This window comes from Paenarthrobacter sp. Y-19 (genome assembly GCF_029223985.1).
GTDB lineage: Bacteria > Actinomycetota > Actinomycetes > Actinomycetales > Micrococcaceae > Arthrobacter > Arthrobacter nicotinovorans.
This window is the reverse complement of record NZ_CP119414.1, coordinates 1671057-1691066: the sequence shown is the minus strand read 5'-3', so window position 1 is coordinate 1691066 and position 20010 is coordinate 1671057. Positions and strand designations below refer to the sequence as shown.

The window sequence follows — 20010 nt, the reverse complement described above, 5'->3', positions numbered from 1 at the left end:
GGCGCCCCTTCCACGAGGACTTTCTGCTGGCATAGTGTGGGCAGACGCCCAGGGAGGAGAAGCCATGTTGATCTGCGCAGCGTGCGCTGTCGAACGCGAGGAACCCGTACCCGATCTGTGCCCCATCTGCACCGACGAACGGCAATACGTGCCCGAAGCCGGACAGCAGTGGCTTTCCCTGGAGGGGCTGGCCGCTGCCGGCCAGCAATCAGTCTTGGTAGATAACGAACCAGGACTAATGGGAATCAGAACGCAACCGAAAGTCGGTATCGGCCAGACGGCCCAACTCGTCGTGACTCCCGCCGGTTCGCTGTTGTGGGATCCACCCGGATACCTGGACGACCACGCGGTGAACATGGTCCTTGGACGCGGGCCGGTCCTGGCCGTCGCGGCCAGCCATCCGCATATGTACGGAGTACAGGTGGAATGGTCACAACGGCTGGGCGGAATTCCGGTTCTGGTGCCAGAAGCGGATAGGGAGTGGCTGGGACGTCAGGATCCCGCGGTCTCCTTCTGGTCCTCAACGTTCGACATTGCCGACGGGCTGACACTCCACCAGACCGGAGGCCATTTTCGCGGCAGCGCCGTGGTGCACTGGGCAGCCGGGGCCGAAGGTCGAGGAGTCCTGCTGTCCGGCGACAGTGTCTTTCCCAATCCGGACCGCCGATCCGTTTCCTTCATGCGGAGCTACCCCAACCACTTGCCGCTGTCAGGTTCTGTGGCGTTGCGGATCGCCGCCCAGCTGGACGAACTGACCTTTGACCGGATCTACGGCAACTTCAACAACGTCATCCGGTCCGACGCAAAAACTGTTCTTCGGAACTCCGCCGCGCGGCATGCCGCGTGGGCGCGGGGCGACTTTGACCACCTGAGCTGACAACGCGGTTGCACCAAAGCATTGCACGAATGATGTGTCGCATGTCATACTTTTTTCGATACGCATCGACGATACGTATCGACAACATCATTTTTGTTCACTGCACATCACCGTTCAACAGAGCTTGAGGAGGCCTGGCAATGCCCACCAGCAAGGACGTTGCCCAGGCCGCCGGCGTTGCACAGAGTACGGTGTCGTACGTCCTGAGCGGCAAGCGCCCCATATCCGAAAAGACCCGGAAAAAAGTCGAAGCTGCCATCGAAGAGCTGACGTACCAGCCGAACGCCGGGGCCCGCGCCTTGGCCGGGCGCAGGACGCGCGTGATCGGCTTGGTCATCCCCTTCATTCCAGAGCTGGAAATGGCTTCCCTCATGGAATTCGTTTCCGTGATTGCCTCAACAGCAAGGCAGTTCGATCACGACATCCTGCTGGTCACCGAGGACGAAGGCGCTGCAGGACTCCGCAGGGTGGTGGGCCAGCAGATCTGTGATGGTTTGATCCTGATGCAGGTGGAGGACGAGGACGAACGGCTTCCCGTAGCGAGGACACTCAATGTCCCCGTGCTGCTCATTGGCATCCCCCGGGATCCCTCCGGACTGGTCTGCATCGATGCGGATTTCGAGATGGCAGGCAGCCAATGCGTCCGTGACCTGGCAGCCGCAGGACACTCAGTCATCTCGATGATCGAATGGCAGCCGGCGGTCGTCAACCGCCACGTGAATTACGTTGACCGGTTCATGCGCGGAGTTGACCGAGCAGCCGAATCCGTGGGGGTGTCCGTACAGCACTTCCCGGGAGGGGCTGACGTGGCAACCATCACGGATTCCGTGGACAAAGCGCTGGCCGCCGCGGAGGGTGTGCCGGCCTTCATTGCGCCTGACCGCACCATCCAGGACATCCTCCGCCGCGCACTGGCAGCGCGTGGCCTAACGCCCGGCAAGGACGTTTCCATCATCGGCAGCGCTTCTCCCACCCTTGCCGAACTGCAGCCCGTGCCACTTTCAACCATCGATCTGCGCCCGAAGGAAGTATCACGGCGCGCTGTACAAATTATTTGCGAACTCCTCGAAACCGGAACTCCGGGACCACACGAATCCCTGGAATTGGTACCCACGGTGGTTACGCACCGTGGCAGCACGCTCCGTCCACCCCACGGCAGCTAGCATTTTCCCGCATTAACCCTGCCCCATTCCAGTATCAACAACTTTATCGATACGCATCGTCGATACGCATCGATGATGCCGCAACTACCTTGATCACCCGAAGAAAAAGGAACAGACAATGAAGTCAGCACATAGGAAAACCCGCCCCACCGCCCTGGCCGTCGCTGCCTTGGTCGGATTGCCGCTTGCCCTCTCCGGCTGCGGTTCCTCCTCCGCAGCATCATCCTCGGAAGCCGTCACCGAGGTCTCGGTCATGGACTACTACAACAACGAACCGGACAAGTCATTCATCGGCGATGCCCTCACTGCTTGTGGTACCAAAGCAGGGGTCACCATCAAGCGTGAGACCGTCCCCGGCAAATCACTCATATCCAAAGTGCTCCAGCAGTCGTCGTCCAAGACCCTGCCGGATGTACTGATGCTGGATAACCCTGATTTGCAGCAGATAGCCGCGACGGGTGCCCTGGCTCCCTTGTCGGACTTCAAGATCAGTACCGACAACTTTGCCGAAGGCGTCCTGAGTGCCGGAACGTACAAGGACAAGGTCTACGGACTGGCTCCCACAGTGAACACGATCGCCCTGTTCTACAACAAGGACATTCTGGACAAGGCCGGCGTTACGCCTCCCACCACCTGGGACGAACTCAAGGCCGCCTCGGCGAAACTCACCGCGGGAGACCAGTACGGGCTGGCCTTCAACGCCAACCCCACCTACGAGGGCACCTGGCAGTTCCTTCCGGTCATGTGGTCCAACGGCGGCGACGAGAAGAAGATCGACACCAAGGAGACGGAGCAGGCGCTCCAGCTGTGGACCGACCTGGTCAAGAGCGGCTCAGTATCGTCATCGGCACTGAACTGGACCCAGGCGGATGTGAAGGACCAGTTCATGGCAGGAAAGGCGGCCATGATGGTCAACGGTCCGTGGCAGATCCCGGCCCTGGACAAGCAGCCAACCCTGCAATACGGCGTCGTGAAGATCCCCGTCCGTGAAGCCGGGCAGACCGCGGTTGCCCCTCTCGGCGGCGAAGTATGGACCGTGCCCCAGACAGGAAACAAAGCCCGCCAGGCCAAGGCTGCCGAAGTGGTTGCCTGCCTGAACAGCGACGAGAACCAGTTGGCAATGGCCAAGGTCCGTAACACGATTCCGTCCAAGACCACCTTGGCCGACAAGTTCGCCAGCGAAAATCCCAAGCTCGCAACGTTTACTGAACTGATCAAGACAGCCCGCGCACGAACCGGAGAACTCGGCGAAGAATGGCCGGCGCAAGCCACCAAGATCTACACCGCCATCCAAACCGCACTGACCGGCAATGCCTCCCCCGCTGATGCCCTCAAGCAAGCCCAGGGCCAGTAAGCAGCCGGCCATGTCATTGACAACGGATGTATCTGAAACAGCGGGACTCCCCCCGGGGAGCCCGCCCAAGGAGCACTCACGGGTGACCCCACGGGGTCCGCGGCGGTTTGGCCGCCAACGCAAGGAACGTTTTTTCCAGTGGCTGTTCCTCGTACCGGCCGTCATCTACATGGCATTGTTCTTCGGCTACCCCGTGGTCAAGAACGTCGTCATGAGTTTCCAGGACTACACCACGGCCACGTTCTTCACGGGTGAAGCCCCGTGGGTGGGGTTCGCCAACTACGTGACGGTACTGTCGTCGTCGTTATTCTCCACGTCGTTGCTGAATACCGCACTGTTCACCATCGGCTCCATCCTTGGGCAGTTCGTGATCGGGCTCGCATTGGCGATCTTCTTCCAGCGCAAGTTTCCGCTCAACGGCATCCTGAGGTCCCTGCTTCTTCTCCCCTGGCTGCTGCCGCTGATTGTCTCCAGCGCCGTGTGGCGCTGGATCCTGGACAAAGACAGCGGAGCACTGAACCGCTTCCTGGGAGACATCGGCATCATTGATACCGGCGTTCCATGGCTGACCAGTACGTCACTGGCCCTGGTTGCAGTGGTGGGTGTGAATATCTGGATTGGTATCCCGTTCAACCTGACCATTCTTTACGGAGGTCTTCAGGAGATCCCGGATGAGCTCTACGAGGCCGGATCCCTTGATGGTGCCACCGGATGGAAATCGTTCCGGCACATCACCTGGCCCATGCTCCGCCCGGTGGTCAGCGTGGTCTTGGTACTGGGGGTCGTGTACACACTCAAGGTGCTGGACATCATCCTGGGCCTGACCAACGGGGGCCCGGCCAACTCCACCCAAACCATCGCCACGCAGTCCTACGATCTGTCGTTCCACGAGTTCAAGTTTGGTGAAGGTGCGGCTTTGGGCAACGTGCTGGTAATCATTTCCCTGGTCTTCGCGGTCTTGTACCTGCGGGCCAGCCGACGCGCCGTGGACGAGTGAGGACCCCATGACAACCGCACTGCATGCACCCATACGCCGCAAGGCAGCAAGCACCCCGGGCCGCAGGAACTGGGGCTACACGGCGCTGGCCCTGTTCTTCCTGGCCATCATGCTCTTCCCCGTGTACTGGATGGTCAACGCTTCGCTCCAGCCCAACGGCACCACCCTGGAGACCTCCTGGATCCCGTTGAAACCCGATTTCACCGGCTACGCCACGGCCATCAGCGAACAGGCAGGGAACCTCGGGACGAGCCTGATCATCTCGCTGGGCAGCGTGGCATTAAGCCTTGCCATCGCGGCCCCGGCCGCGTACGCCTTGGCCTATTTCAAGGTCCGCGGCGCCGGAATAGTCCTTTTCGCGATCCTGATCAGCCAGATGATTCCGGGGATCGTGGTGGCCAACGCCCTGTACACCGCGTACAACGACCTCGGTTTGCTCAACTCCATCCCGGGCCTGATACTCGCGGATTCGGCGCACGGCATTCCCTTCGCGATCCTCATTATCCGCGCCTTCATGAACGGCATGCCGTCCTCGGTGATCGAAGCGGCAAGGGTGGACGGCGCCGGACATCTCCGGGCGTTCTGGTCGATCGTCCTTCCGCTGAGCCGAAACTCGCTGATTACCGCGGGCCTGTTCACGTTCCTGTTCGCGTGGAGCGATTTCCTGTTCGCCCTCACCCTGACCACCACGGAGGCCGTCCGGCCGGTCACCTTGGGCATCTTCCAGTACATCGGCGCGTATGTGAACGACTGGAGTTCGGTCATGGCGACGGCGGTACTCGCCTCCATCCCGGCCATCGTCCTTTTGGTCGCGGCCCAGAAATACATCGCCGCGGGGACCACCGGCGGCGCGGTCAAGTAGACCGCCCCTCATCACTAACAAGGAGCATCACCATGTCTGACATCAAGCCCATCCGCGTCACCGTGTGGAGCGAGAACCGGCACGAGAAGCGCGACGAACTGGTCGCGAAGCTCTACCCCGAGGGAATGCACGGCGCCATCAAGGCAGGTATCGAGGAGAACCTGGGCTCCGACGTCGAGGTCCGGACAGCGACGCTGGACGAAGCGGAACACGGCCTCACCGAAGAAGTGCTGGCCTCCACCGATGTCCTCACCTGGTGGGGCCACATGTCCCATGCAGACGTCGACGACGACATCGTCGAACGCGTCCACCGGCACGTCCTGGCCGGCATGGGGCTGATCGTGCTGCACTCGGGCCACTGGTCCAAGATCTTCACCAAGCTCATGGGGACCTCCTGCACACTGCGGTGGCGCTCCGAGCAGGACCGTGAACTCGTCTGGACCGTCGACCCCACCCACCCCATCGCCAAAGGCGTTCCGCACCCCATCGTCATCCCTGAACAGGAGATGTATGGCGAGTTCTTCGACATCCCCACGCCCGAAGAACTCGTGTTCATCAGCTCGTTCAGCGGCGGCGAGGTGTTCCGTTCCGGGTGCACGTTCCGTCGGGGCCACGGCAAGATCTTCTTCTTCAGCCCCGGTGACCAGGACTACCCCGTGTACCACCACAAGGACATCCGAAAGGTGATCGCCAACGCCGTCGAATGGGCCGTCACCGACCGCCCGGAACGCGCCGTCCCGGAACTGCTCCGCTACGACACCAACGACTTCTTCAACGGCAAGAGCTACCAGGGAGCCAACGCGTGAACACCCCCTTTGCCACCATCCCAGACGACGGGAACCGCCTTCGCGTCATCGTTGTCGGCGCCGGAGGGATGGGCCAGGCATGGCTCCGTACCGTGGAGGAATCGCCACTGGTGGAGCTCGTCGGCATCGTTGACCTGGACCTTGAAGCCGCGCGTGCGGCTGCCGCGTCATTGGGCCGTCCCGACCTCCCGGTCGGTGCGCGCACCGCACAGTTGGCGTTCGACGTCGGCGCCCAGGCAGTCATCAACGTCACCGTCCCGGCGGCCCATCACCCGGTCACCACCGAAGCGCTGGCTGCCGGACTGCCGGTCCTCGGCGAAAAGCCCGTGGCGTCCACCGTGGCGCAGGGTCTTTCCCTGGCAGCAGCCGCGGAATTGCATGGCCAGTTGTTCATGGTCAGCCAGTCACGCCGCTACAACAAGCACCTGTTTGAGGCCAAGCATCTGTCATCGTCCGTGGGGCCGGTCGGCATCGTCTCAGCCGAGTTCTTCAAGGCACCGCACTTCGGCGGGTTCCGTGACGCGATGGACCATCCGCTCCTGCTCGACATGGCCATACACCAATTCGACATGGCCCGCTTCCTCCTCGACGCCGATCCCGTCTCGGTGTTCTGCGAGGAATACAACCCTTCCTGGAGCTGGTATCGCGGCGACGCCGGGGCCACCGCCATCTTCGAAATGAGCGGCGGCGAGCGTTTCGTGTTCACCGGCAGCTGGTGCAGCCCGGGACAGGAAACGTCCTGGAACGCCTCGTGGCGGATCAGCGGCGAACACGGAACTGTGCTCTGGGACGGTGACACGCACCCAACTTCCTCGCTTCCCGGCACCTTCGAACCAAAACAGGATCCGGGACAGGAAATCGCTGGGTCATTGCGCGACTTCGTCTCTGCTGTCCGCACTGGAAGCAACCCCATGGGACGCGTCCACCGGAACATCATGAGCCTGGCCATGGTCGAAGCAGCCATCCTCAGCGCTTCTTCGGGTGCCCGCATCTCCGTGGATGAACTGCTGGAAGACTCCTACCAACAGGCGCTCCGCGCCGAACTGAATCCCGACGTCCGGGGGGTCCTGCAATCGTGGCCCTCGGTACGCAACGCGTTGACGGGTCAAAGCGTCAGGCTGTAGGCGGTCGACGCACGACGGCGGCAGGTCGCCGTCGTGCGTCGACGGCGGCTCGCCAGATGCGTTGACGGCAGCTCGACAGGGCGACCGGAACCCGTCAGAGGTACTCGCCGGCCCGCTCGCGGGCGATCTCAAGAAGCGTGGTGTGGAACGCCACTTCCGCCGGTGCGTACACCTTGTCCTGACGTTGGGCCAGCAGTACGCGTCGCAGGGGCGCGCCGGCGCCAAGGCCCAGGACCCTGACGTCGGGATGCTGCAGCGCCACAGCTGTCTTGGGCACCATGGCTACGCCCATTCCGACGCTCACCATGGCTTGGGCTTCCTGGTAGTCATTGGCCAGGAAACCAATGGTGGGTTCAAAGCCGGCGTCGTGTGCGGACCGCTGGAGAACCTCCACTACGGGGTGGGCATCAGCGCGGACAATCCACGACTCTTTCCTGAGTTCGCCCATGGTTACTTCGTCACGGTCGGCCAACGGATGTCCTTTGGCGACGAGGATGACGGTGCTCTCCTGGAAAACCTCGGTGGTCCTGATGGAGTCGTCTTCGAAGGGGTTCCAAGGGTAGTCCCAGAGCAGGCAGAGGCCTGTTACTCCGGACTCGAGGTCCGAAACCAACTCATCGAACCGGGCACTTCGAACCGACAGGCTGATGGCCGGGTACCTCTTCTTGAAGGCGCGGATCACCACGGGGAGGAAAGATCCCGCGAGCGTGGGAAAGGTACCAATCGTCAGGGACCCCCGCCGCAGACCCGCGATCTGGTCCAGGTCCGACTGTGCTGCCCGGATCTGCCCGACGATCTTCCGCGCATGGCCTGCCAGTACTTGGCCGGCTTCGGTGGGAACCACACCACGGGAGCGTCGGTTCAGCAGCGGCTGCCCCACCTCTTGCTCGAGCTTGCGCAATTGCTGCGATACTGCCGACGGGGTGTACATCATGGTGTCTGCCGCGGCAGTGATGGATCCCTGCTCGACAACCTCCACGAGCAAGGCGAGCCTGCGGAGATCATATAAATCACGGGCTTCATCGTTAAGCATTTCTGCACCCTTCTGAATGATTGGTTCATTCTATACACGCCCCTGCCTCAGCGCGCGGCAGGAAGCCCGATCAACTGTCCCATCTCCGATGAAGATCATCGATTCAGCCATGCTCCGTCAGTGAATGAAGCAATGCTACATACTCCTTCAGATATTGCACATTGTCTTCATGTGTGATCCGGCTCATGCTGATTGAAGAGCCCGCCGGGTAACGGCAGAAGGAGTGCAGGACAGATGAAGATAGAAGCGGAATGGATGCGTGGAGGCACCAGCAAGTGCTGGGTCTTCGAGACCGAAACCCTGAACGAAACGAGCATCGACCTTGACGAATTGCTTCCACGCCTTTTTGGAAGCCCCGATTCACGGCAAATCGACGGGGTAGGCGGCGCTACCTCCACCACCAGCAAGGCGATGATCCTTCGCCGCCCTTCAGACCCCTCCGTTGACGTGGAATTCACTTTCGCCCAGGTAGGGATCGAAGAAGCCACCGTGGACTGGGGCAGCAACTGCGGAAACTGCTCAGCAGTAGTGGGTCTCTATGCCATCGAAAAGGGCTGGGTCACCCCAAAGGGAGACACCACTCGAATTGTCACCCGCAATACCAACACCGGGCAGCTCATCATCCAACAGGTGGCCACTCCCTCCGGAGCCTTGCCCATCGTTCCGGACGCGCACATGCCAGGCGTTGCCTTTCCCGGTTTCAAAGTGGGCCTCGGCTTCCAGGACCCGGCAGGTAAGACCACCGGAGAGCTGCTACCCACGGGGACGGCAAGCGAAACGGTTCTTGCCGGCGGGAAATCCTGGACAGTATCGATGGTGGATGCCGGCGCCCCGGTCGTCATCGTCCGTGCCGAAGACCTCGGACTCGACATATCCCGCTACGACACGTGGACGGAACACGTGGAGCAGCATCTGGAAACACTGGACGCCATTCGCCGCCAGGCAGCAGTGCGCATGGGGATGGCAGCGACTCCTGCGCAAGCAGCCCGCGCCGTACCCAAATTGGCAATCGTCGGCGCTCCCGGCGATTCAGGTCCGGACTGCGACGTCAACGTCATGATGCTCTCCATGGGCAAGCCGCATCCAGCCTTGGCCATCACCGGCAGCATCGCCCTGACGCTCGCCGCACGCACACCCGGAACAGTACTCAACGCCATAACCGGCAACGCAGTCCATCCAACGCTGAAGCTCCGCACACCTGCCGGTGTCATCGAAACCTGGAGCGAGGAGCACCAAGGCTCCATCCTGGTAGGCGTTGACCGGACAGCCCGCACCATCGCCACCAGCATCATCCACCTCCCGGAGACTCTCGGCAACGCCGTCGAAGCCTCACTGGAAACAGCCACTCGATGAGGAGAGAACACCATGGCTAAGACTATTTACCAACCAGCTCCCGACGCCGAGAGCGATATCAAGGACGAGAGTTCCAAGCGTCCCACTACGCGCCGCCGTATCCTGCTGGTAACGGTTGCCGCTTCCGTCATCCTGGGTCTGGTCGCCATCCTGTTCGGGGGTGCCCTGTTCAACCCGGCGGCCACCCCTGAATCGGAGCCGACCATGACCGCCACGCAGATCATCCCGCTGGTCATACTCGTGGTGATGTTCGTCGTCGCCACGAAGTGGCCTTTGAACATCGGAGTGATGGGGCTGGTAGCCTCCTTCGGCGTCGGCTACTTCATGCTTGGCATGAGCGATAAGGAAATCCTTGCTGACTTCCCCGCCAACATCGTCATCACCATCATTGGCGTGACGTACTTCTTCAGCATGGCCCAGCGCAACGGCACCGTCGACATCATCGTCCAGACCTGCGTCCGGCTGGTCCGGGGCAAAACCCTGCTGCTGCCCTGGGTGTTCTTCCTTCTGGCCGCAGCCCTGACGTCACTGGGCACCTTCTCCCCCGCCGCCGTCGCCCTGCTGGCCCCAGCAGCGATCGGACTGGCCTACGAATCACGCATCCACCCCGTCCTGATGGGCGCCTTCATCATCAACGGCGCCCACGCGGGTGGATTCTCCCCGCTGTCCGTAGCCGGCGTCCTGGTTCACGACATCGCAGTGAAGAACGGCTTCCCCATCTCGCAGGGTGCGCTCTTCGGGGCAAGCTTCGCGCTCAACCTCATCCTCTCCGTCCTCACCGTGGTTCTGTTCGCCCTGTTCGGAAAGCTCCGCGACGGCGCGGCCGGCCAGCACGCCGACCTCGACACGACGCGCACTGCACGCCCCCACGGCCAGCAGCTCCTCACGCTTGCACTGATTGCCGCCATGCTCGTCTGCGCCTTGGGCTTCCACATGCCCATCGGCTTCGTGGCGCTTTCCGCCGGACTTCTGCTGGCCCTGGTCAACATCAAGGAACACCGGACCTTCATCGGCGGGGTCTCCTGGTCGACCGTTCTTCTGGTCGCAGGCATGATCACCTACGTCTCACTGCTCCAGCACGTCGGCGTCATTGACACCCTCGCCGAACAAGCGCTCGCGCTCGGGGCACCGCTGCTCATCGCACTGGTCCTCTGCTACGTGATCGGCGTCGGTTCAGCTTTCGCCTCTTCCACCGCCCTCCTCACGGCTTTCATTCCTTTGGCCGGACCGCTGCTGGCAACAAGCTCGCTCAGCGCCTCAGGGACGGTGGCAGCCCTTGCCATTGCGGCAACCGTGGTGGACGTGTCCCCCTTCTCCACTGACGGAGCACTGGTTGTGGCCAACGCCCGTGAAGACGACCGCCAGCGCGTCTACAAGCAGCTCATGGCCTACGCGGGCGGCGTGGTCCTCGTCGCCCCGGCCCTGGCCTGGGGCCTGCTGGTACCGACCGGAATCATGTAGGGGACTCCGGCGGCACCGAGCCTCCAAGACCCGCCGAAACCAACACTCCCGGCGGGCGTTCGGAATCACATCCTGCACACCATCGCAACAGGTAGCCCGAAGGACGGGCGCAGGACTGGATGCCAACGCACCTTTGGCAGGGCCACCACACGGTGGCCCTGCCAAAGGCATGTCCAACCCCGCTCAGCTCTCCCTGGCCTTCCGTGTGGCCGCATCATTGGCCTTCTGTAACGCCTGCACGAGTTCGTCCTTGGACATCTTCGAACGGCCACTGATCCCAAGCTGTTGCGCCAGTTGGTATAGGTGGCCCTTGGAAGCATTGGCATCAACTCCCCCTGCCGTTGGCATGGGCGAATCGACGCCCCCTTCGGCGTGGGCGTCCGAAGGACCTCGCTCTTCCTTGGGCTCCCAGTGGTCCCCCACCTTCTCGTAACCAAGCATGCTTGGTACTTCTCGACAAGCGTCCACGGATGGCCTCTGCGCATCCCGGTGCTGCCTGTCCTGGCTGTCCTGTTCTCCGTCAGTTGATGATCTCGCCGCGCTCGTCGGCAAGGATTGCTGCCAAGCGGTCCTTCCAGGCTTGCAGGGCCTCCGGCGCGAGCCGCGTCCAGTCCGTGACCTCACCGACCACCCTCAGCGGTGCAGTGCTCCGATAGGACCTGGTGGGATTTCCCGGAAATTTCTTGTCCGTGACGTTTGGATCGTCCTCGAACGTCCCGGTCGGCTCCACCTCGTACACCCGCGGCTCACCCTCACCGGCCGCGAGTTCCGCAGCGAGACCTGCCCCGTCCCGCAGCGCCGTGAAATAGATATGGTTCATCACTACTTCGGGACGGTAGTTCGACCTGAAGCCCGCCCGCAGCAGGTCTCCTGTGCGGAGCCTGGCTTTAGTGCCGTGAAAAAAGGGGCCAGTATCCGGAAGCTCGTTCACAGCTACAGCTTATTGGGTGGCCGGAAGGGGCGAAAAGCGCGCTTCTTTGGTCGTTTCGTCATGCCGGACGAGCGTTTTGTACCTAGGGAACTGACACTCCCGGGTTAGAGGCTTGAGGAACAGCATTACCGCCCTATCAAGGAGATCACTGTGACGACGTACAACCTGGCCCTGATTGGTTTCGGAGGCGTGAACCGCGCCCTGGCCGAGCTGATCCGCGATGAACCCGGACGATTCGCTTCCCTCGGCTTCGAGCTCCGTGTCGTAGCGATCACCGACCTGGCTTTTGGTTCGCTTGTCCAAGGTGAGGGCATCGATCTGGCCTCGGTTCTGGCCATGCCGCGAGGCTCGACCTTCGAGGGTCTCCCCGGCGGCAGCCCGGACCCGCGAAACGAGGACGTCATCAAGAACAGCCCGGCAGACATCGTCGTCGAAGCAACTTTCACCAGTCCCGTTGACGGGGAACCCGCCGTTTCGCATGTGAAGTGGGCCCTTGAGTCGGGCAAGCATGTGGTGACCACCAACAAGGGTCCCGTGGCCTTGCACGGCCAGGAACTTCGCACACTAGCAGCGGAGAACGGCGTCCGCTTCGAGTACGAAGGCGCTGTCATGAGCGGAACACCCGTCATCCGTCTGGCGCACAAGATGCTCGGAGGTCTGGAACTGAACGCGGTTCAGGGGATCCTGAACGGGACCAGCAACTACGTGCTTGGCCGCATGGAAGCCGGATTGGGCCTGGATGAAGCCATTTCCGAAGCCCAGGCTCTCGGTTATGCCGAGGCTGATCCGACCGCCGACATTGGAGGCTCCGATGTCAGGTTGAAGGTCGCGATCCTGGCCAACGAATTGCTGGGGGCAAGCATCCGCCCCGGCGATGTGGAGACCACCGGAATCCAGGACATCACCAGCGACGACGTTACCCAGGCCTTGGCGGGCGGCTCCCGGTGGAAGCTGATCGGCGAGGCACGCCGTGAAGAAGATGGCCGCATCGTCGCTACCGTCCAGCCCGTAGCCCTCCCGGCGGATCACCCGTTGGCTGGCATTTCCGGTGCCACCAATGCCGTGTCCTTCACCACCGACCTGCTCGGTGCAGTTACCGTGTCCGGCCCGGGCGCTGGTCGCGTCGAAACCGCCTACGCCCTCATTTCCGACATCATCGCCGTCGACGAATTCGCCAAAGGAGCCGTCCGTGCCTGAGACAGCCATTGCCGAGTCTCCCGTGAAAGCCGTCGCCGAGCACTTGGTGGTGCGTAACAAGTTCGACGGCGGCCCCCTGGCCACCCTGCCCCAGTGCACTGAGGCGGAGGTACGTGTCGAGCTCATCCGTGCCGCGGCCTCCGCTCCGGCAGCGGCGGCCATGCCGCGCCACGAGCGTGGCAGGATTCTGGATTCCGCTGCGGAACTGTTGCAGCAGCGGTCGCAAGAGGTCGCGGAGCTGATTGTCGCCGAGGCAGGGAAAACCATCAAGCAGGCCCGCAAGGAAGTCTCGCGCGCGGTGAACACACTCAAGCTTTCCGCGGCGGAAACCCGCCGGAACGTCGGCGAAGTCGTCCCGTTCGATTCCTTCGCAGGTTCGGAGAACCGACAGGGCTGGTTCACCCGTGAATCACTTGGGCTCATCGCGGCGATTACGCCCTACAACGACGCGTTGAACCTGGTGGCCCACAAGCTCGGCCCTGCTATCGCCGGCGGCAACACGGTCATCCTCAAGCCCTCCCAACTGACACCCTTGACCGCCATTCTCCTGGTGGACCTGCTGCGTGAGGCCGGTCTTCCCTCAGACTTCGTCACCGTTGTCCTCGGTGACCGGACAGTCGCGCAAACCATCATCTCCTCCAAGCTGGTCCGCATGGTCTCGTTCACCGGAGGATTCGCCACGGGCCGAGCCATCGCCGCGAACGCCGGAATCAAGCGCCTTTCCATGGAACTTGGTGGTAATGCCCCCGTCATCGTCTTCGACGACGCCGACATCCCAGCAGCCGTCGAGGCCAGTGTGTCCGGTTCGTTCTGGGCAGCCGGTCAGAACTGCATCGGCGCGCAGCGGATCCTTGTCCAACGCTCAGTGTTCGAGACCTTCCTGGAGGCCTTTGTCACCCAAACCGCCGCGCTGAAAACCGGCGACCCCCGCAACGAACACACCGATGTCGGACCGATGATCAGCCACGACTCCGCCGCCGAAGCGAAACGGAAGATCGATGAGGCCGTAGCGGCCGGGGCGAAACTGCTGACCGGGGGGACCCTTGACGGGCCGGTCCTCACCCCTGCCGTGCTCACCGGGGTGCCCCGGACCTGCGAGGCCTGGAGCGGGGAACTGTTCGCACCTGTCGTCCTTATTGAAGCGTTCGACACCGCTGAGGAAGCCATCGAACTGGCCAACGACAGCGAGTACGCGCTGCAGGCCGGCGTGTTCACCAAGGACCTCAACCGGGCCTTGCAGACCGCCAAAGCCATCGACGCCGGCGGTGTCATGATCAACGATTCCTCCGACTACCGACACGATGCCATGCCGTTCGGCGGCTCGAAGTACGGCAGCATGGGCCGCGAAGGGGTCCACTTCGCCTACGAGGAAATGACCCAACCCAAAGTCATCGCGATCGCCTCATGAGCACCAGCACCGGACATGAAACCAGGATCAGGATCGAACGGGACAGCCTGGGCTCCTTGGCCGTTCCTACATCCGCCCTCTGGGGCATCCACACCGAACGGGCGATCCTCAATTTCCCCATCAGCGGCCTCCAGCTCGGAACCCACCGTCACCTCGTCCGCGCCCTCGCGGTTGTGAAGAAGGCCGCGGCCCTGACCAACACCGAGCTGGGCCTGATCCCGGACGATATTGGCCTCGCGATCGCCTCGGCCTGCGACACAGTAGCCTCCGGCGAGGTCGACGATGCGTTCCCCGTGGACGTCATCCAGGGCGGGGCAGGAACCTCGACGAACATGAACGCCAACGAGGTCATCGCCAACCTGGCGCTGCAGACATTGGGTCATCCCCGCGGGTCCTACGGAGTCATCGACCCGATCGGGCACGTCAACAAGTGCCAGTCCACCAATGATGTCTATCCGACGGCAGTGCGCTTGGCGCTGGTGTTCGCTTTGGAGGACCTCCTCGAACATCTGGCCCTGCTGTCCGCGGCGTTCGCTGAGCGAGGCCAGGCGTTCGCGGACATCCCCAAAATCGGACGCACGCAATTGCAGGACGCGGTGCCCATGACGCTCGGGCAGGAATTCACTGCCTTTGCTGTCACGCTCGAGGAAGACCAGCGCCGCCTTCGCGAAGCAGCCGCCCTGCTGCGCGAATGCAGCCTGGGCGCCACAGCGATCGGCACCGGCATCACCGCGGACCCGCGGTATGTGGAGCGGGTCATCGACAAGCTTTCTGCGGTCAGCGGGGTCCAGTTGACCCGTGCCCACGATTTTGTTGAAGCAACCTGGGATACCGGGGCGTTCATGACGTTCTCCGGGGCACTCAAACGCACTGCCATCAAGCTCTCCAAAATCTGCAGTGACCTGCGCCTGCTATCCAGCGGACCCCAGACAGGGCTCGCTGAGATCCGGCTGCCTCCGCGGCAAGCGGGCTCCTCGATCATGCCCGGCAAGGTCAACCCGGTCATCCCCGAGGTCATCAATCAGATTGCGTTCTTAGTCGCTGGCGCCGATGTCACTGTCACCATGGCAGCCGACAACGGACAGCTTCAGCTGAACGCGTTCGAGCCGGTCATCGCCCACGCCTTGCTGCAGTCACTGAGTTGGCTGACCAACGGCTGCCACGTCCTGCGCGAGCTATGCGTCTCCGGCGTCGAAGCCAACGAAGCACTGCTTCGGTCCAGGGCACGCGCGTCCACGGCCCAGGCCACGGCACTGCTGCCCGTCCTGGGGTACGCGGTGGCAGCCGGGGTCGCCCACAGGGCACTCGTCTCAGGACAGAGTGTCATCGACATCGCTGTCAGTGAGGGCCTGCTCCAGCCCGAGCAGGCGGAAAGATTGATGGCCACCGATTCCTGCGGGGATGCGATCAGCGTGGTGACTGCCTGTCAATGACCGTCGAGAGTGACAACGCGGTAGTGATGTCACGGACTCCGGGGAACTCAGAAACCTGCCTCCAGATCTCCTGGATCCTTGCCGCGTCCGGAGCCTCGACCCGGACGATGAGATCGAGCTCGCCGCTTACCACATCACAGGTAGCGATTTCGGGAATGGCCCGCAGGCCGGCGATGACATCACTGCCGCGCATGCGGTCATGCCGCTGGATCATCAACACGGCATTCACGGTCCGGGTGGCCTCAGCTGCAGACTCCCTGATGGTGTAGCCCTTGATGAAGCCATCACGCTCCATCCGCTCGATCCGCTGCCGCACGGCATTGCGGGACAGGAGTACCTTCTCGCCCAGCTGCGCCAGGCTGATGCGGGCGTTGCGCCGAAGCTCCGCCAGAATCTGGGCATCTATGCCATCACGTGGGCTTCCGGGCACGGGTACTCCTGACTCAGGGTTTTGCATGTCGCTGGCCGGATCCCCACGTGCGTTGGCGACGAGGGCGGCGCACAACAACATATCCCATCCGGGCAGCCCGGCCGTGCCACCGCTTCCTGATACCACCGGACAGAACGCAACGCTGTCAGTGGTGCAGTTGCATGCGTTGGAGGACGGTGGCAGAAATTTCCTCCACGGACATGGAAGCGGAGTTCACATAGGGAATGTTGTTGGCCCGGTACATGTCTTCGGCGTTGCGCAATTCAAAGGTGCATTGGTTCAGCGATGCGTAGCTGCTGCCCGGCCGGCGTTCCTGACGGATCTGGCTCAGCCGGACGGGTTGTGACGTCAGTCCAAAGCACTTGCTCGCGAAAGGCAGCAGGGGCGCAGGTAGTGACATGTTGTCGAAATCTTCCTCGACCAAGGGGAAGTTCGCGGCAAGGATGCCGTGCTGCAGGGCCAGGTACATGGTGGTCGGGGTCTTACCGCAACGGGAAGGAGCGATAAGAATCAGCTCGGCGCGCTCGAGCGCCCGAAGTGATTGGCCGTCGTCGTGTTCGATGGCATATTCGACGGCGGCCATGCGGGACTGATAGCGGACGGCATCCCCCACGCCGTGGGCCTGGCCCGGTTTTCCGTTGGCCGTTGCGCCGAGGGTCTGTTCAAGTTTCCCGATGTGCGCACCGAACAGGTCGAAAAACTGCCCGCGGCTTTTGGAGAGAACCGCACGGATGTCCTGCCCGACGGCCGTGGAAAAGATGATCGGGTCAGGACCTGTGGCCGCAACCCGGTCGATCAGCGCGACGACCTCGCGCGCCTGCTCGATGGTAGTGATGAAGGGGATGGTGCGCCGCTCGAGCCGTTGGCCAGGAAACTGGGTGAGCAGCGTATTGCCGAGCGTCTCGGCCGTAATCCCGGTGCTGTCGGAGAGAAAGAACACCGTGGGGGAAGGCACGGAACCTGCCCCCACGGTTTGATGCTCGGTCATTTAGACGGTGGGGCTGGTGACGTTGGTTGAGCGGGCCAGGCGCAGCCAGGTCTCAGTCACCGCGTCCGGGTTCAACGAGATGGAGCTGATGCCTTGCCCCAGGAGCCACTCGGCAAAGTCCGGGTGGTCGCTGGGTCCCTGACCACAGATCCCGACGTACCGTCCCTTGGCCCGGCAGGCGGCAATGGCCATTTCCAGCAGTTTGGTCACGGCCGGATTGCGCTCATCGAAGCCTTCGGCCACAAGAGCGGAGTCACGGTCGAGGCCCAAGGTGAGCTGGGTCAGGTCGTTGGAACCGATCGAGAAGCCGTCAAAGTACTCCAGGAACTCATCGGCCAGGAGCGCGTTCGCGGGCAGTTCGCACATCATCACGATCTCCAGCCCGTTTTCTCCCCGCCTCAGCCCGTTGGCCGCGAGCAGCTCGGTCACGCCGCGTGCCTCGTCGAGGGTCCGCACGAACGGAACCATGAGCTTGATATTCGTCAGGCCCATCTCGTTGCGCACAAACTTCAGTGCTTCGCATTCGAGTTCGAAGGCCTGCCGGAAGGCCGCAGAGAGATACCGGGAGGCGCCCCGGTAGCCGATCATCGGGTTTTCTTCTTCGGGTTCGAAGGCCGGACCGCCCACCAGGTTGGCGTATTCGTTCGATTTGAAGTCCGAGAGCCGGATGATCACCGGCTCCGGTGCGAAGGCCGCGGCGATGGTCGAGATGCCCTCGGCCAGGCGCTTGACGTAGTAATCGCGGGGGCCGTCGTAGGCGGCGATCTTTTCCTGGATGAGACGGACGGTGTAATCGTCCAGTGTTGCCGGGCGCTCGATCTCTCCGGCCACTGCCAGCAAGGCGTTGGGGTGGACACCGATCTGGCGGTTGATGATGAACTCCAGCCGGGCCAGGCCGACGCCATGGTTGGGGAGCTTGGCAAAACTGAATGCCTGCTCCGGGGTTCCGACGTTCATCATGATCTTCACCGGAGCCTCCGGCATGGTCTCCAGGCTGGTCTCCTGGAGCGTGTAATCCAGCAGGCCTTCATACACTAGCCCCGCTTCGCCCTCGGCACAGGACACCGTCACCGGGGCGCCGTCCTTGAGGATCTGCGAGGCGTATCCTGTGCCGACGACCGCAGGGATGCCCAGTTCGCGGGCGATGATCGCTGCGTGGCAAGTCCGCCCGCCACGGTCCGTGACGATCGCAGCAGCCTTCTTCATGATCGGTTCCCAGTCGGGGTCCGTCATGTTCGCGACAAGAACGTCGCCCTCCTGGAACGAGGCCATCTGATCAATCGAAGACAGTACCCGGACCTGGCCGGCGCCTATGCGCTGACCGATCGCGCGCCCCTCGACCAAGACTGTGGACCGCTCGGTGAGCGTGTAGCGGGACGTGACGCCCGCTGCCTTGCGTGACTCAACCGTTTCCGGGCGGGCCTGCAGGATGTAGAGCTCCCCATCCACACCGTCCTTGCCCCACTCGATGTCCATGGGACGGCCATAGTGCCGCTCGATCGCCACGGCATGGCGGGCAAGCTGCTCGACCTCCGCGTCGGTCAGGCTGAACCGGCTCCGGGAATCCTGCGGCACGGGGATGAAGTCGACGGTCCGGCCGACCTCTTCGGATTCCGTGTACACCATCTGCACGGCCTTCCCGCCCAGACCGCGCTTGAGAACTGCCGGCCGGCCTGCCGCCAAGGCAGGCTTGTAGACATAGAACTCGTCAGGGTTCACTGCCCCCTGGACCACAGCTTCCCCCAGTCCGTAAGACGACGTGATGAACACGGCGTCGGTGAAGCCGGTTTCGGTGTCCATGGTGAACATGACGCCGGAGGCGCCGACGTCGGAACGAACCATCCGCTGGATACCGGCAGAGAGCGCTACTTCCGAATGCGTGAATCCATGGTGGACCCGGTAGGCAATCGCCCTGTCGTTGTACAGCGACGCGAAGACGTCCTTGATCGCGTGCAGGATGTTTCCGATTCCACGGATGTTCAGGAATGTCTCCTGCTGCCCGGCAAAGGAAGCATCGGGGAGGTCCTCGGCCGTGGCGCTGGAACGCACCGCCCACGACACGTCCGCACCATGCTCCCCGGTCAGGCGCTCATAGGCGGTCCGGATGTCTTCTTCCAAACCCGCGGGGAACGGGGTCTCCCGGATCAGGGTACGGATTTCCTGGCCAACCTTGGCCAAAGCGGCGACGTCGCCACTGTCCAGGCCCTCAAGAATCTGTTCAATCCTCGCATCCAGCTTCGACTCCGCCAGGAAACGCCGGTAAGCGTCCGCCGTCGTCGCGAAACCGCCCGGAACCTTCACCCCTGCAGAGGCGAGATTTCGAACCATTTCCCCAAGCGATGCATTTTTGCCGCCAACCTGGTCAAGGTCGGACAAGCCAAGCTCAGAAAACCAAAGAACGTTAGTCATAAATTGTGTCCTCCATTGGGCACGCTCTGACAAGCGCTAAAAAAACTAGGTCTTGCAAGGATCAGGGTCGCTGGGGCTGGATGCAAACAAATGTGACACGTTCAACAGAAATGGACGGTAACGGGAGATCGCCCACCCATGACGTCAAGGGAAACCGGCTTGCGGCCCCTTCTGTGGGTTCCAG

Annotated in this window: 18 protein-coding genes; 12 read left to right on the top strand and 6 right to left on the bottom strand. The window is 62.5% G+C overall.

Going from position 1 to position 20010, the window contains the following annotated elements; all coding sequences use genetic code 11:
• The first annotated feature begins 64 nt into the window (after positions 1-64).
• From PYR64_RS07830 to PYR64_RS07800, 7 genes are all read left to right on the top strand, one after another.
• The gene (locus PYR64_RS07830) at positions 65-877 is read left to right on the top strand and encodes a hydrolase (RefSeq protein ID WP_275779268.1); all 813 of its coding nucleotides are present in this window, start codon (positions 65-67) and stop codon (positions 875-877) included.
• Between the two features lie 140 nt (positions 878-1017).
• Positions 1018-2040, top strand: a complete 1023-nt coding sequence (locus PYR64_RS07825; RefSeq protein ID WP_193590486.1) for a LacI family DNA-binding transcriptional regulator — start codon at positions 1018-1020, stop codon at positions 2038-2040.
• A gap of 118 nt (positions 2041-2158) precedes the next feature.
• Positions 2159-3394 carry a sugar ABC transporter substrate-binding protein gene (locus PYR64_RS07820; protein WP_039241104.1) on the top strand — a complete coding sequence of 412 codons (1236 nt, stop codon included), beginning with the start codon at positions 2159-2161 and terminating at the stop codon, positions 3392-3394.
• A 10-nt stretch (positions 3395-3404) separates the two neighbouring features.
• On the top strand, positions 3405-4391 hold the full coding sequence (locus PYR64_RS07815) for a sugar ABC transporter permease (protein ID WP_039241102.1): 987 nt from the start codon (positions 3405-3407) through the stop codon (positions 4389-4391).
• Positions 4392-4398: 7 nt separating this feature from the next.
• Entirely contained in the window at positions 4399-5253 is an 855-nt protein-coding gene (locus PYR64_RS07810; RefSeq protein WP_039241100.1) for a carbohydrate ABC transporter permease, read from the top strand.
• 32 nt (positions 5254-5285) lie between these two features.
• Positions 5286-6059 carry a ThuA domain-containing protein gene (locus PYR64_RS07805; RefSeq protein ID WP_039241098.1) on the top strand — a complete coding sequence of 258 codons (774 nt, stop codon included), beginning with the start codon at positions 5286-5288 and terminating at the stop codon, positions 6057-6059.
• The gene (locus PYR64_RS07800) at positions 6056-7183 is read left to right on the top strand and encodes a Gfo/Idh/MocA family oxidoreductase (RefSeq protein WP_039241096.1); all 1128 of its coding nucleotides are present in this window, start codon (positions 6056-6058) and stop codon (positions 7181-7183) included. The genes PYR64_RS07805 and PYR64_RS07800 overlap by 4 nt, the downstream gene beginning before the upstream one ends.
• A 94-nt stretch (positions 7184-7277) precedes the next feature.
• On the opposite strand, the gene PYR64_RS07795 is transcribed toward PYR64_RS07800, so the two are convergent.
• Positions 7278-8216, bottom strand: a complete 939-nt coding sequence (locus PYR64_RS07795) for a LysR family transcriptional regulator (protein ID WP_018779668.1) — start codon at positions 8214-8216, stop codon at positions 7278-7280.
• 234 nt (positions 8217-8450) lie between these two features.
• On the opposite strand from PYR64_RS07795, the gene PYR64_RS07790 reads away from it, so the two are divergent.
• Together PYR64_RS07790 and PYR64_RS07785 are read left to right on the top strand one after the other, a co-directional pair.
• On the top strand, positions 8451-9569 hold the full coding sequence (locus tag PYR64_RS07790; protein WP_039241094.1) for a PrpF domain-containing protein: 1119 nt from the start codon (positions 8451-8453) through the stop codon (positions 9567-9569).
• A gap of 12 nt (positions 9570-9581) precedes the next feature.
• On the top strand, positions 9582-11030 hold the full coding sequence (locus PYR64_RS07785; protein ID WP_275779261.1) for an SLC13 family permease: 1449 nt from the start codon (positions 9582-9584) through the stop codon (positions 11028-11030).
• Between the two features lie 183 nt (positions 11031-11213).
• Here PYR64_RS07785 and PYR64_RS07780 read toward each other — a convergent pair whose 3' ends face one another.
• A complete protein-coding gene (locus PYR64_RS07780; RefSeq protein ID WP_275779259.1) occupies positions 11214-11582 on the bottom strand; it encodes a Rho termination factor N-terminal domain-containing protein in 369 nt (122 codons plus the stop codon).
• The gene (gene arr, locus PYR64_RS07775) at positions 11551-11961 is read right to left on the bottom strand and encodes an NAD(+)--rifampin ADP-ribosyltransferase (protein ID WP_275779257.1); all 411 of its coding nucleotides are present in this window, start codon (positions 11959-11961) and stop codon (positions 11551-11553) included. The genes PYR64_RS07780 and arr overlap by 32 nt, the downstream gene beginning before the upstream one ends.
• 150 nt (positions 11962-12111) lie before the next feature.
• Between arr and PYR64_RS07770 the strand changes: the two genes are divergently transcribed.
• The 3 genes from PYR64_RS07770 to PYR64_RS07760 are packed head-to-tail and all read left to right on the top strand — an operon-like array spanning position 12112 to position 15999.
• Entirely contained in the window at positions 12112-13158 is a 1047-nt protein-coding gene (locus PYR64_RS07770) for a homoserine dehydrogenase (protein ID WP_189075638.1), read from the top strand.
• Positions 13151-14566: an aldehyde dehydrogenase family protein gene (locus PYR64_RS07765; protein WP_275779254.1), complete on the top strand. Its 1416-nt coding sequence runs from the start codon at positions 13151-13153 to the stop codon at positions 14564-14566. The genes PYR64_RS07770 and PYR64_RS07765 overlap by 8 nt, the downstream gene beginning before the upstream one ends.
• Positions 14563-15999 carry an aspartate ammonia-lyase gene (locus tag PYR64_RS07760; protein ID WP_275779252.1) on the top strand — a complete coding sequence of 479 codons (1437 nt, stop codon included), beginning with the start codon at positions 14563-14565 and terminating at the stop codon, positions 15997-15999. The genes PYR64_RS07765 and PYR64_RS07760 overlap by 4 nt, the downstream gene beginning before the upstream one ends.
• Here the strand turns inward: PYR64_RS07760 and PYR64_RS07755 are convergent.
• The 3 genes from PYR64_RS07755 to ppsA form a co-directional block, all read right to left on the bottom strand.
• Positions 15974-16429 (bottom strand): Lrp/AsnC family transcriptional regulator, encoded by a 456-nt coding sequence (locus PYR64_RS07755; protein WP_039241455.1) that lies wholly within the window; start codon positions 16427-16429, stop codon positions 15974-15976. The genes PYR64_RS07760 and PYR64_RS07755 overlap by 26 nt on opposite strands.
• 145 nt (positions 16430-16574) lie before the next feature.
• Positions 16575-17417, bottom strand: coding sequence for a pyruvate, water dikinase regulatory protein (locus PYR64_RS07750; protein WP_035734266.1), 843 nt, complete (start codon positions 17415-17417; stop codon positions 16575-16577).
• The gene (ppsA, locus tag PYR64_RS07745; protein ID WP_055976193.1) at positions 17418-19826 is read right to left on the bottom strand and encodes a phosphoenolpyruvate synthase; all 2409 of its coding nucleotides are present in this window, start codon (positions 19824-19826) and stop codon (positions 17418-17420) included.
• Between the last annotated feature and the right edge of the window lie 184 nt (positions 19827-20010).